The 12,504-nt window shown below is 68.8% G+C and carries 10 protein-coding genes and 1 pseudogene; 5 read left to right on the forward strand and 6 right to left on the reverse strand.

The window, feature by feature from the left end; translation table 11 throughout:
- Positions 1 to 118: 118 nt before the first annotated feature.
- Positions 119 to 1,609 (forward strand): TROVE domain-containing protein, encoded by a 1,491-nt coding sequence (locus D7D52_RS06180; protein ID WP_120735443.1) that lies wholly within the window; start codon positions 119 to 121, stop codon positions 1,607 to 1,609.
- A gap of 3 nt (positions 1,610 to 1,612) precedes the next feature.
- On the opposite strand, the gene thrS is transcribed toward D7D52_RS06180, so the two are convergent.
- A complete protein-coding gene (gene thrS, locus D7D52_RS06185) occupies positions 1,613 to 3,148 on the reverse strand; it encodes a threonine--tRNA ligase (protein WP_342775245.1) in 1,536 nt (511 codons plus the stop codon).
- Here thrS and D7D52_RS40105 point away from each other — a divergent pair.
- Positions 3,038 to 4,132: pseudogene (locus D7D52_RS40105) on the forward strand (condensation domain-containing protein); the annotation flags it as partial. The gene thrS and the pseudogene D7D52_RS40105 overlap by 111 nt on opposite strands.
- A gap of 201 nt (positions 4,133 to 4,333) precedes the next feature.
- Here D7D52_RS40105 and D7D52_RS06195 read toward each other — a convergent pair.
- The 5 genes from D7D52_RS06195 to D7D52_RS06215 form a co-directional block, all read right to left on the reverse strand.
- Positions 4,334 to 5,905 (reverse strand): class I adenylate-forming enzyme family protein, encoded by a 1,572-nt coding sequence (locus D7D52_RS06195; protein ID WP_120735446.1) that lies wholly within the window; start codon positions 5,903 to 5,905, stop codon positions 4,334 to 4,336.
- A complete protein-coding gene (locus tag D7D52_RS06200) occupies positions 5,902 to 6,654 on the reverse strand; it encodes a glycosyltransferase family 2 protein (RefSeq protein WP_120735447.1) in 753 nt (250 codons plus the stop codon). The genes D7D52_RS06195 and D7D52_RS06200 overlap by 4 nt, the downstream gene beginning before the upstream one ends.
- Positions 6,655 to 6,684: 30 nt before the next feature.
- A complete protein-coding gene (locus D7D52_RS06205) occupies positions 6,685 to 7,566 on the reverse strand; it encodes a beta-ketoacyl-[acyl-carrier-protein] synthase family protein (RefSeq protein WP_162958176.1) in 882 nt (293 codons plus the stop codon).
- Positions 7,567 to 7,571: 5 nt separating this feature from the next.
- The gene (locus D7D52_RS06210) at positions 7,572 to 8,606 is read right to left on the reverse strand and encodes a 3-oxoacyl-ACP synthase III family protein (protein ID WP_120735449.1); all 1,035 of its coding nucleotides are present in this window, start codon (positions 8,604 to 8,606) and stop codon (positions 7,572 to 7,574) included.
- Between the two features lie 114 nt (positions 8,607 to 8,720).
- Positions 8,721 to 9,455 (reverse strand): SDR family NAD(P)-dependent oxidoreductase, encoded by a 735-nt coding sequence (locus D7D52_RS06215; RefSeq protein WP_120735450.1) that lies wholly within the window; start codon positions 9,453 to 9,455, stop codon positions 8,721 to 8,723.
- Positions 9,456 to 9,565: 110 nt separating this feature from the next.
- Here D7D52_RS06215 and D7D52_RS06220 point away from each other — a divergent pair, with 110 nt between their 5' ends.
- The 3 genes from D7D52_RS06220 (at position 9,566) to D7D52_RS06230 (ending at position 12,470) form a co-directional block, all read left to right on the forward strand.
- The gene (locus tag D7D52_RS06220; RefSeq protein ID WP_120735451.1) at positions 9,566 to 10,390 is read left to right on the forward strand and encodes an alpha/beta fold hydrolase; all 825 of its coding nucleotides are present in this window, start codon (positions 9,566 to 9,568) and stop codon (positions 10,388 to 10,390) included.
- 101 nt (positions 10,391 to 10,491) lie between these two features.
- The gene (mshA, locus tag D7D52_RS06225; RefSeq protein ID WP_120743857.1) at positions 10,492 to 11,904 is read left to right on the forward strand and encodes a D-inositol-3-phosphate glycosyltransferase; all 1,413 of its coding nucleotides are present in this window, start codon (positions 10,492 to 10,494) and stop codon (positions 11,902 to 11,904) included.
- On the forward strand, positions 11,901 to 12,470 hold the full coding sequence (locus D7D52_RS06230) for a type III secretion system chaperone family protein (RefSeq protein ID WP_120735452.1): 570 nt from the start codon (positions 11,901 to 11,903) through the stop codon (positions 12,468 to 12,470). Before mshA ends, D7D52_RS06230 begins: the two co-directional genes overlap by 4 nt.
- The last annotated feature ends 34 nt before the right edge of the window (positions 12,471 to 12,504 follow it).

The following is a 12,504-nucleotide window of genomic DNA, read 5'->3' on the forward strand; positions in this document are numbered from 1 at the left end:
GGAGCATGATGTCGCGGGTTCGAATCCCGCCGGGGGTCCGCGGCCCCGTAGCTCAGCCTGGTAGAGCGCATGCCTAAACCCCGGTCGAAACCCCACGCCCGCTCACCCGCCGTTCGCCGTGACGAGCAGGACGGGCCGGAGCCGATCGGTTAACGGCTTCCAAAGGTTCAACTCCTTTACCGCGCGCGAGCTGACCCAGGAAAACGCCGCTGTCGTCATCGATTTCGCACGGAAGGACACCGCGGGGCTGGTCGCCGAGATCGTCGCCGTGTCCACGTCGGGGCGCGCGCCCAAGCCGAACCCGGCGCTGTTCGCACTGGCCGCGGCGGCATCGCTCGGCGACGTCGAGGGTCGCCGGACCGCGCTGGAGGCGCTGCCGCTGGTGGCGCGCACCGGCACCCACCTGTTCCTGTTCGCCCGCTACATCGAGCAGTTCCGCGGCTGGGGTCGTTGCCTGCGTCGCGGTGTCGCGCGCTGGTACACCGAGAAGTCCGTCGCCGACCTGGCGTTTCAGGCGGTGGAGTACCGGCAGCGTGAGGGCTGGACGCACCGCGATCTGCTGCGCCTGTCGCACCCGGAGACCGAGCAGGACGAGCGTCGTCGCCTGTTCGACTGGATCTGCGGGCGTGCGACGTCCCTGGACGGGCTGCGTCTGATCGAGGGCTTCCAGCGGGCGCAGTCCGCACCGGTGGCACAGTTGCCGGAGCTGGTGCGCGAGTACCGGCTGTCGTGGGAGATGCTGCCGGACGAGGGCCTGACCGACGCACGGGTGTGGGAGGCGTTGCTGGACAACGGTTTGCCGCAGACCGCGCTGCTGCGTCAGCTGCCGCGGCTGACCCGCCTGGGCCTGCTGTCTCCGCTGGGCGCCCGCACGGTGTCCGTCGCCGCCCAGCTGGCCGACCGCGATCGCTTGCGCAAGGCCCGCGTGCACCCGGTGAATGTGCTTGTCGCACTGCGCACCTACGCCGCCGGCCGGTCCGCGTGCGGGGAGAGCACCTGGGAGCCGTCGCGTCCGATCGTCGATGCTCTCGACGCGGCGTTCTACGCCGCGTTCGAGGCGGTCGAGCCGGCGGGTAAGCGTCACCTGCTCGCCTTGGACGTCTCCGGGTCGATGACCGCCCAGATCTCCGGGCTGCCGCTGTCCGCCCGCGAGGCGTCCGCGGCGCTGGCACTGGTGACGGCGTCGATCGAATCCGCTTGCGAGATCGTGGGTTTCACGTCGGTGGGCGGTGGCCGGCGCGAAGCCGCGTTGACCCCGCTGTCGATCGGCCCGCGTCAGCGCCTCGACGACGCGATCGCAGCGGTGAGCGACCTGCCGTTCGGTGGCACGGACTGCGCCTTGCCCATGCTGTACGCCCTCGATCGCAAGCTGGACGTCGACGTCTTCGTCGTCGTCACCGACAACGAGACCTGGGCAGGCAATGTGCACCCGCACCAGGCCCTCGCCCGGTACCGCCGCCAGGTCAACCCGGCCGCGAAGCTGGTGGTGATCGGCATGACCGCCACCAACTTCACCATCGCGGACCCGGCCGACGCCGGGACCTTGGATGTCGTCGGTTTCGACTCCTCGGTACCCACCCTGCTCGCGGACTTCGCGTGCGGTCTCTGACCCTCAGTCCGCCCAGAGCCGGCCGGCATGGGACTCGACCAGCTCGCCGACCCGCCGCACGATCTGTGCGGCGGGTTGCGCGGGCAGCCGCCGGCCGTCACGCAGTCGCACCGACACGTCACCGTGGGCGGCTTCGGCCGGCCCCACCACGAATTGATAGGGGACCAAGCGATTTTCGCGAATTCGAGCACCCAGGCTGCCGCCCGCCGCCGCACTCACCTCGGCACGCAGTCCGGCGGTGCGGCAGTGCTCGGCCAGTTCGGCGGCGACGCCATCCTCGGCTTCCGAAACCGGGAGCACGATCACCTGGATCGGGGCCAGCCACGCCGGGAACGCGCCGCCGTGCTGCTCGATCAGCTGCGCCATCGCGCGTTCGACGCTGCCGATGATGCTGCGGTGCACCATGACGGGGCGGTGCTTGTCGCCGTCCGCGCCGATGTAGTGCAGGTCGAACTGTTCGGGCTGATGGAAATCGATCTGCACGGTGGACAGGGTGGACTCGCGCCCCGCGTGGTCGGTGACCTGCACGTCGATCTTGGGGCCGTAGAAGGCCGCCTCACCCTCGGCGGATTCGTAAGGCAGCCCGGAGCAGTCCAGGGCTTCGATCAGCAGCTTGGTGGCGCGCTGCCATTTCTCCGGCGCGGCAACGTATTTGCCTCCCGGCCCGGGCAACGACAGCCGGTATCGGGTGGCGCTGATACCCATGGCACGGTACGCGGTGGCGATCAACTCCAGCGCCGCCGCAGCCTCGTCGGCGACCTGATCGAGGGTGCAGAAGATGTGCGCGTCATTGAGCTGAATACAGCGCACCCGGGTCAAACCGCCCAGCACCCCGGACAATTCGGAGCGGTACATGCCGCCCAACTCGGCCAGGCGGAGCGGTAGTTCGCGGTAGCTGTGCGACCGGGACCGGTAGATGACCGCGTGGTGCGGGCACAGGCTGGGGCGCAGCACCACCTGTTCGCCGCCGAGATCCATCGGCGGGTACATGTCGTCGCTGTAATGCGACCAGTGGCCCGATATTTCGTACAGCTCCCGCTTGCCGAGCACGGGCGAATACACGTGCCGGTAGCCGGCGCGACGTTCGACGGTGCGAATGTATTCCTCCAGGCTGTGCCGGACGATCGCGCCGTCGGGCAGCCAATACGGCAGGCCCGAACCGATCAGCGGGTCGGTGTCGAACAGGCCGAGTTCGCGGCCGAGCTTGCGGTGGTCGTACATGAGGGTCTCCTCGGACGGGCGAGGGCGAACGACCACACGGCAAAGCCCCGGGCATTCGCCCGGGGCTTTGCGATCGAAACAGGGATCAGCGCGCCGGGACGTGGTCCGGCGTCGTAGTCGACTGTGCGCGCTGCATGGCACAGGACCGTACCCGGGGGCGCGGGAATTGGCAAAGCGATATGTGTCGGGGAGGGTTATCGTCGTCGGATGGTAAGGGCGGCAAGTGGATTCGGTCGATCGCTGAGTGCTTCGGAGCGGTGGTTCTGGCTGATCGATCGGCTGTCGCCGGCCAATTGCGGTGCTCGGGTGCGGGTGCACGGGCGGGTGACGGGGGAGGCCGTGGAGGCGGGGGCGAGGGCTCTGGTGGCGGAGTATCCGCTGTTGCGGATGGGGGTTGTGGATGATTGTGGACGGAATCCGCGACTGGTTCCGCTGGAGTCGCCGGAGGTGGTGTGGCGGACGGTGACTTCGGGGAGTGACGACGCCTGGATCCGGGAAATCGATGCGGAGATGCGGACGCCGTTCGATGTCTCGAAGGGGTTGGCCAGGGTTGTGGATGTCGCGGTGCATGCCGGTACCGAGGACGAATACCACGACATCATTCTCACGGTGTCGCACATAATCATGGATGGGCGGTCGCTGATGGCGTTGCTTCGAAAGCTGATCGATCCTGAAAGGCCGGTGCGGGAACGCAATCCGATGCGGCCCGCTGACGATCTGATTCCCGGTGAGGCGCGGGGTATGCGGCGATATCTGGCGCTGAATATGTCCGACCAGGTGACCGCAGTGGTGACTCGGCCGATCCGGCTGGCGACGCCGTATCCGATGGAACTTCAGGAGCGTCGCACCCGGGTCATCACCCGCGTGGTCGATCGAGAAGCGCTGGCGGAGTGGACTTCCGATTGTAGGCGCGCGGGCGTGACCGTTCATGCGTTGCTCGTCGCGGCTGTTGCGAGCGCGATCGGCCGCGTGAACGGCGTTCCGAGTGGCATCGCCGGAATCGGCTCGCCGGTGGATTTCCGCGCGCGGTTGCGGCCGCCGCCGGAGCCGGACGAGCCGGGGATCTACGCCCCGGTGCTGATCGGTTTCGTGCCGTTCGGATCGGAGGTGTCGTTATGGTCGGCGGCGCGAAAAGCGAAGCGGGGATTGGCTTCCGCTATTCGCCGCGACCGGCATCTGACGACGGTGGCGGGCATGCGATTCGTGACGCCGCGTGACGCCCGGGCGGGCGAGCGGATGGCACGCATGGTGGATCGGCGGGCCCCCTGGAATGTCTCGGTCACCAATCTCGGCCGCGTCGAATTTCCTGATGCCACTGGTGGACAACGACTTTCCGGTCTCGTGATGGCGGCGTCGAATTCGTGTGTGAGCGTGCTGACCGTCGCCGTCACCACCGCGCACGACGAAATGCGTCTCGCCTTCTGTTATGTCGACGCCATGCTGCCGCCACAGCGGGTCACCGAGTTCGCAGATACGGTGCTGACCGTCCTGCGCGAACGCCCTTCAGCCGAGCCGGCGCTCCACCAGCGCGCGCAGCGCCGCCCGATCCGGCTTGCGCGTCCGGCCGCTCACGGGAATCTCCGCGACCAGCACGATATCGTCCGGCAGCGCGGAAACATCGATGAGCGAGGGTAATTCGCGCCGCAATCGCGCCTCGAGGTCGGCGGCGCCGGGATCCGCGACCACCGCCAGCACGATGCGCTCGTCGCCGATCTCGTCCGGCACCCCGACCATGATCGCCTGCCGGACGCCCTCGACCGCGGTGATGGCCGGTTCGTACAGCCCCGGATAGATATTGGTCTTGCCGCGGATCATCATGTCCTTCTTGCGGCCCATCAGCACCAGGGTCTCGCCCTCGAAGCGGGCGAGATCCCCGGTCGCGATCTCCTTCAACGGCGGTTCGCCGAGATACCCGCGGCACAGGTTGGGCCCGGACAGGATGAGTTCGCCGTCGTCGGCGAGCCGCGCGTCGACGCCCTCGGCGGGTGCGCCGAGCGGATCGCCGGGCCCGTCGAAGGCCAGCTTGTCGATCCCGGAAGTGACTGCGACCGGCAGGATTTCGGTCATCCCGTAGATGGCCAGGAATTCGGTGCCCGGCAGTGCGGCCCGCGCCCGCCGCAACAGCGCGGGAGTGACCGGCGCCCCGCCCAGCGAGATCTCCTCGATCTCGGTCGGCGCGTCCAGCCGCCCGGCCTCGATGGCGTCGAGCACCACCGCCAGATCCGCGGGCGTGAAGAAGGCGTGGGTGGCGGTGTCCAGGGTGCGGGCGAACCCGACCGGATCGATATGGGTGCCGAGCCGCGGATACCGCGGCATGGACCAGCGCGCCCCCTCCAGGATCGCGGGCAGACCCATCATGAGCTGCTCGGTGTGCAGGTGTGAACCGGGCATGAGCGTGGTGTGCCCGGCCATGGCGGCCAAGCCCGCCCCCAGCGAACCGCGGGTGTGCACCACGGCTTTCGGCGCGGCGGTGGTGCCGGAGGTGAACACGATGAGCGCCTCGGCGTCGGGATCCTCCACCAGCGCGTCGACGGTGGCGGAGCTGGCGGGACTGGACCAGCCGGGCTCCGAACCGACCAGCTGCCGCAGCGGGATCGAGCCGCGCGGCGTCCCCGGTAGCCGCGTCCCGCTGTGAATGTGGCGCACCGGCAGCCGCCCGAATTCCGGCAGCGCCAACCCCAGCCGCCGGCCGGCCCGCCGCAGCGGACCGCTCAGCAGATACAGCAGCGATTCGGTCGCCGCCCAGCGCGGATTCACCAATTCCACGCGCCGCGTGAACAATTCGGGCCCAACGCCCGGGTCCACGAACACCACGGTGCCCCCGGCCGCGACCGTTCCCAGCACCAGCACCACCGCGTCCACGCACGGCCGGATGGAGAACAGCATCCGGTCGCCGGGCTGGAAACCCCTGCTGTGCAGTCGTTTCACCACCAGCCGCACCCGCGCGTCGAGCTCGGCGAAACTCAGTGGCGGCTCCCCGATCACGCCCAGTGCGGGCGCGTCGGGCGTGCGCAGCACCTGGTCCCGCAGCAGCACGGTGAAATCATCGCCCGCCGAAGCGTTCTCGATGCTCATCGGATGTCCACCAGCTCCGGTTTGTAACGGTGGTCGGCGTACCAGGCGAGGGTTTTGCGCACACCCCAGGCTTTCACGCGCCGATTGGAGCCGTACACGCGCACATCCCGCCGCAGCCCGTAGTCGGTGGTGAGCATGCGCACCGCGTTCACCAGCGCCCGATCCTCGTGCAGCTCCTCGATGGCGGTGCGCGGGAAACCGCCCGCGGACTCGTACAGTTCGGCGGTGATGGCCATATTGCAGCCGGGCGTCATCACATAGGGGCCGAGGTAGCGCGGATCGCGATTGCCGGGCCGGAACTTCCCGAACCAGGACGCCACCTCGAGCGCGACCTTGATGACGACGCGATCCCGCAGCCGCACCCCCTCGTCGGTGCGCGGGATCAGCTGCCCGCTGATCAACCGCAGCCCGGAGTCGAACCCCTCCCGTATGCGTGCCGTCCAGTCCGGTGCGGGCAGGCAGTCGGCATCGGTGCGCGCCAACCGAATCGCCCCGGCCGCGATGGCGTGCCGCATACCGGTGTCGGCGGCCGCGCCGGTGCCCTTGCACGTCTCGGTGATCACCTCGATCCGCAGGTCCGGCCGCGACTCGGCGAAGTCGCGCACCACCTTGACGGTGCCGTCGGTGGAGTTGTTGTCCACCACCAGCAGCGTGAAGTCCCGGTCCCGCTGCCCGGCCAGGGCGGCCAGGGTGGCGGTGATGCCGTGTTCCTCGTTGTAGGCGGGCACGATCACCCAGAGTTCGTTCATCGCCCCTCCCAGCTGATTCCCGGCCCTGGCTTACGGTTTCGGTAGGCGGTACGCGATGGCGGCGGCCGAGGGGCCCGCGCCGGCGGCCACGAACAAGGCTACGTCCGCGCGGTCCAGCATGCCGCTGTCGCGGGCTGCCAGGTAGGCGACGGGGAGTGCCGAGGTGTGGGCGTCACCCGGGGTGTCGTCGGCGCTGACCGCCGTGGGCGGGATGCCGAGCCGCTGCGCGAGCCGGTCCGGGAAGTCGGCCACGGGCCGTCCGCAGATCAGCACGACGCGGTCGAGGGGCGCGTCGGCCACCTCGAGCGCCTCGCTCGCCGCCGAGATGGCATGGTGCAGCAGTGTTTCGATATCGGCGGGGCGGCGCACCCGGATGGAAGACCGACCGGTCGTCCCCATTTCCGAGAGGCGCACGAACCCCTCCGCCGCCGGCCGGCCATCGGTCGCGCTGATGTGCAGCGCCCCGAAACCCGCTGCGCCCGGCCGCTTCTCCAGCAGCATGGCCGCGCCCACCGGCTTGATCGGGAAACCCGGCTGCGGCAGCGGCGACTTCGACGGGTGCGCGTCCCCGGAGACCAGCAGCACCCGATGCACCGTCGGCGCCTCCAGCAGCGCCTGACTGACCTGCACCGCGTTGAGAATTCCGCACGCGCCGTTCATGAGATCGAACGACAGGCACGGCACCTCGCCGCTGTGATACTCCAGCCCGATGCCCGCCTGCTGCTGAATCAGCGCGGACATGGCCGGTTCCACCATGTTCGAATCGCGGTACACGCCGGTATTGATCAGCGCGTCGATCTGTTCCGGCGTGCTGCCCGCCTCCGCGATGGCGCGGCGCGCGGCGGCCGCGGCCTGCTCGATGGAACTGCCGCCGCCGATTTCGGTGGTTACGGAAGAAATTACGATTCCCATGCTCATCACACCCGAAGATCGCCGAGCGTCACCGACAGAAACCCGGTCACGACACCGGAAGCCGCGGGCACCATCAGTACTTTCGCTCCGGACGCTATCCGCTGTTGTCGAAGCGCGTCGTGCAAAACCACGAAATGAGATGTGGAAGCGGTGTTGCCGAAGCGATCCAGCACCATCAGCGCGGGCGGATGCGGGGCGTCGAATTCGCGTTCCACGATCTTGGCCACGAATTCCACTGCGGGCGCGCTGAATTGATGGTGAATGACATGGTCGTAACCCTCGGCCGCGAATCCGCTGCCGCGCTCGGCCAGGAAATCCCGCTGCCGCGTGGTCCACAGCAGATAGCGGGATTCGTTGTGCATGGCCCGATTGTCGGTGTACAGCGCGATCCCGGGGCCGCGGTCGCTGGGCATGCCCAGGCACAGCTGCGCGAACGAGGCGCTGGTATTGAGCTCGACGTAGTCGATGCGGTCGGTGCCGGTGCCCTCGCCGTCGAGCACCACGGCCGCCGCGCCGTCGCCCACGGTCAGCGAGGCGAACTGCGGATCGTATTTCTGCGACAGCTCCCGCACCGCGGTATCGGAGATGGGCGTGATGTACTCCCCGGACACCACCAGCCCGCGTTTCACCAGGCCCGCACGAATCATGCGATCCAGTACCAGAACTCCGCTCATCATGCCCGCGCAGGCATTCGAGACGTCGAAATGAACGGCCCCGGCCGCACCGAGTTCATTGCGCAACAACAGCGCGAACGAGGGCTCCACCCAGAATTCGTCATCGTGAATACGCGTGATGGAACAGGAGATGACGACATCCAGATCGGCGGCGTCGTAGCGCGAATTGTCCAGCGCGCTGCGCGCCGCCGCCAGGGCGAGGGTGAACGAGTCCTCGTCGGGCGCGCATCGGCGCCGGTGCCGCACACCGCTGATGCGTTCCAGATCGAGCGGGGCGTCGACGGCCAGCTGGGCCAGCAACTCCGCGGTCGATATCTCGGCTTCAGGCAGATACGACCCGACCGCCTCGATACGTGTAGTCACCATGTCTGCTCTCCCAGCGGCCCTCGGTTGCCCGGGACGCTAGCAGCATGGGTATTACCGTTCTGAAAAATCTATAATTCAGATGATGTGAGCTGAATTACAGTGCGGCACAACGGATCAGCCGCGGCGCGCGAAACGGCCCGACTCGGCCTGATCGCGCGGCTTCACCACGATGGTGTCCAGATCCACATGCGGCGGCCGCGAGGCCACGAAACCGATGATCTCCGCGATGTCCTGCGCCACCAGCGGATCGATGCCCTTGTACACGTTCGCCGCCCGCTCGGCGTCGCCGCCGAACCGCACCAGCGAGAACTCCGTCTCCACCGCGCCCGGCGCGATCTCGGTCAGCCGCACCGGCTTTCCGAGCAGTTCCCCGCGCAGCGTCCGGTGCAGCACGCCCTGCGCGTGCTTGGCCGAGGTGTAGCCGGAACCGCCGTCGTACACGGAGAACGCGGCCACCGAGGTGACCGTCACGATCAGGCCGTCGCCGGAGTCGATCAGCTTGGGCAGCAACGCCTTCGTGAGGCGCAGCGTGCCCAGCACATTGGTCTCCCACATCCAGCGCCAGTCGTCGAGGTCGGCCTCCAGCACCGGGGCCAGGCCCTTCGCGCCGCCAGCATTGTTGACCAGCACATCACAGCGCTCGACGGCATCGGTGAAGGCGCGCACCGACTCCTCGTCGGTCACGTCCAGCGCCAGCGCGGTGCCGCCGATCTCCGCGGCCAGCTGCTCCAGCCGATCGACCCGCCGCGCGCCGACGTACACGTGGTAGCCCTGTTTGGCGAGTTGGCGGGCGGTCGCCTCGCCGATACCCGAACTGGCTCCGGTCACCACAGCGGTACGAGTGCTCATGGGTCCGAGCTTAGGCAGCGGCCCCACGCCCCCACCCCGCGCCCTGCGCCCGCCGCGAGCACCGCGGCGGGCGCGAGATCCCGGCGACGCTGCCGGTTAGCCTCACTCTCATGGCGATTCGGGAAGTACGCAGCGCGGACGGGACGACCATCGTGTACCGGGTGACCGGTGCGGACGGGGCGCGGCCGCTGGTGCTGCTGCACGGTTGGGCCGGCAACCTGCGCAATTGGGGCCGCGCGGCCGACCTGCTGGCCGAGCACTTCCGGGTGCTCGCCCTCGACCTGCGCGGCCACGGCTACTCCGACGCCCCCGAATCCGGCTACGACGACCCGAAGAACTGGGCGGCCGACGTCGCCGCCGTCCTCGCGGCCGAGGACATCACCTCCGGCGCGATCCTGCTCGGCTGGTCCTACGGCGGCATCGTGCTGTCGGACTACCTCACCGCCTACGGCACCGACGCGGTCGCGGGCGTCGTCTACACCGGTTCACAGGCCAATATCGGCCGCGGCGTCGAGGGCGCGGGCACCGGCCCGAACATGGGCAAGGCCATTCCGGACGTCTTCGACGAGAGCGCCGGCAAGGCCAGCCGCGGGTTCGCCGCCTTCGGCAATGCCAATACCGGTCCCGGCCGCGACAAGGGCGTCGACGCCCAGCGCCTGTTCGGCGGCAGCATCGCCACCCTGCCGCGCGTGCGCAAGGCCCTGTTCTACCGGACCGTCGACAACACCGAGACCCTGCGCGGCCTGGACGTGCCGGTGTTGGTCCTGCACGGCACCGACGACCCGGTGGTACCCCTCGCGAACGGCCGCTTCATCGCCGACACCGTCCCGAACGCGCGCACCTCTTTCTGGGAGGGCTCGCTGCACGGCCTGTTCATCGAGGATCCCGAGCGTTTCGTGGCCGAGATCACCACTTTCGCGGGCGACCTGGCCTGATAGCCGATTTGCATTCACGCTGACGAAAATCCTTGTGAAGCAGGTCACTTGGGAAGGTAACCAGCGTATGGGGCGTTACTACCCCAGTGCACACTGAAGTGGTGAGTCAACGACCGGACGTACGGCCAAATCGGATTGCCGTGCTGTCGGTGCATACCTCACCACTCGCCCAACCGGGGACCGGCGATGCGGGCGGCATGAACGTCTACGTGCTGCAGACCGCCATCGAACTGGCCCGCCGCGGCACCCAGGTCGAGATCTTCACCCGGGCCACCTCCTCCAATGACGAACCGGTGGTCGAGGCCGCGCCCGGCGTGCTGGTGCGCAATGTGGTCGCGGGTCCCTTCGAGGGGCTCGACAAGCACGATCTGCCCACCCAGCTGTGCCCGTTCGCCGCCGAGGTGCTGCGCACCGAGGCCCGGCACCCGGTCGGCCACTACGACCTCATCCACTCCCATTACTGGCTGTCCGGACAGGTCGGCTGGTTGGCCCGCGATCGCTGGCGGGTGCCCATGGTGCACACCGCGCACACGCTGGCCGCGGTCAAGAACGCCTACCTCGCCGACGGCGACTGCCCCGAACCGGCGGTCCGCGAGATCGGCGAGAAGCAGATCGTCGCCGAGGCCGACCGGTTGGTCGCCAATACCGCGGAGGAAGCCCGTCAGCTGGTCGAGCTCTACGGCGCGGACCCCGCTCACATCGATGTCGCACTGCCCGGCGCGGACCTGAACCGCTATCGGCCCGGCGACAAACTCGCCGCCCGCATCGAACTCGGACTGCCCGCGCACGAGCGCATCGTCGCCTTCATCGGGCGCATTCAACCGCTCAAGGCCCCCGACGTGCTGGTGCGCGCGGCCGCCCAGGTGCTGGCCGAGGAGGCCGCGCGTCCGGTCGCGCCCGAGCGTCCGCTGCGCGTGGTGATCGTGGGCGGCCCGTCCGGCAGCGGGTTGAAGAAGCCCGAAGCCCTCATCGAACTCGCTGCGGCCCTGGGCATTTCGGATCGCGTCACGTTCCTGCCGCCGCAGCCGGCGCATCGCCTGGTCCAGGTCTACCGGGCCGCCGACCTGGTGGCGGTGCCGAGCTACAACGAATCCTTCGGCCTGGTCGCCATCGAGGCGCAGGCCAGCGGCACCCCGGTGATCGCCGCCGACGTGGGCGGGCTCGGCACCGCCGTGCACGACGGGGTCTCCGGTCTGCTGGTTCCCGGACACGAGACCGGAACCTGGGCCGCCGCCCTGCACTCGCTGCTCGACGAGCCGGGCCGGCTGGCCGAGATGGGCCGGGCCGCGGTCGGGCACGCCGCCAATTTCTCCTGGGCGCACACCGCCGAAGCGCTGCTGGACAGCTACGGGCAGGCGCTGGCGCAGGCACGTGTCATCCGGCCCCGCGCGGGTAACCTGCACACCGATAGCAATCACGCCAGATCGAGAGCAGCAACGGGCAGTAGCCCGCGAACAATACGCCGGGAGGTCGAGCCGGCATGGCGGCGTCGGACGGGAGCGGTACGCAGATGACGGAGGTCGAGCGCACGGAGGAGTGGACGCCACGTCCGCATGCCAGCACCGGTGGCCTGAACGACGAAACCGCCCGCGCCACCGCGCAACTCATCGACGAGACGCTGCGCGACCGCGAGATCGAATACACCCGTGACGCCCCCGACCTGTTCGTGGTCGTCTTGCCCGGCGAGCGCAAACTCAAGACCGTGATCGGCGTCAGCGTCGGCAAGCACGGCGTGCGCATGGAATCGTTCGTGTGCCGCAAGCCCGACGAGAACTTCGAGGGCGTCTACAAATTCCTGCTGCGCCGCAACCGCCGCCTCTACGGCGTGGCCTACACCATCGACCGGGTCGGCGACATCTACCTGGTCGGCCGCATGGCCAACGAGCGCGTCAGCGCCGATGAACTCGACCGCTGGTTCGGTCAGATCCTCGAGGCCGTGGACGCCGACTTCAACACCCTGCTCGAACTCGGTTTCGCCGAATCCATTCGCCGCGAATGGAAATGGCGGGTCTCGCGCGGCGAATCCCTCAAGAACCTGCGCGCCTTCGAGCACCTCGTCGACGCGGCCGACAAACAGTAGACCCGGTCTGCCGCGCGTCAGCGGCTGGCACAAT

This window comes from Nocardia yunnanensis (assembly GCF_003626895.1).
In the GTDB taxonomy this organism is placed as follows: domain Bacteria; phylum Actinomycetota; class Actinomycetes; order Mycobacteriales; family Mycobacteriaceae; genus Nocardia; species Nocardia yunnanensis.

What these genes read in the sequence shown, in the direction of transcription:
- D7D52_RS06195 (WP_120735446.1), bottom strand. Translation starts at nt 5,905, where the DNA reads ATGAGCATCGAGAACGCTTCGGCGGGCGATGATTTCACCGTGCTGCTG.
- D7D52_RS06200 (WP_120735447.1), bottom strand. Translation starts at nt 6,654, where the DNA reads ATGAACGAACTCTGGGTGATCGTGCCCGCCTACAACGAGGAACACGGC.
- D7D52_RS06205 (WP_162958176.1), bottom strand. Translation starts at nt 7,566, where the DNA reads ATGGGAATCGTAATTTCTTCCGTAACCACCGAAATCGGCGGCGGCAGT.
- D7D52_RS06210 (WP_120735449.1), bottom strand. Translation starts at nt 8,606, where the DNA reads ATGGTGACTACACGTATCGAGGCGGTCGGGTCGTATCTGCCTGAAGCC.
- D7D52_RS06215 (WP_120735450.1), bottom strand. Translation starts at nt 9,455, where the DNA reads ATGAGCACTCGTACCGCTGTGGTGACCGGAGCCAGTTCGGGTATCGGC.
- D7D52_RS06220 (WP_120735451.1), top strand. Translation starts at nt 9,566, where the DNA reads ATGGCGATTCGGGAAGTACGCAGCGCGGACGGGACGACCATCGTGTAC.
- D7D52_RS06230 (WP_120735452.1), top strand. Translation starts at nt 11,901, where the DNA reads ATGACGGAGGTCGAGCGCACGGAGGAGTGGACGCCACGTCCGCATGCC.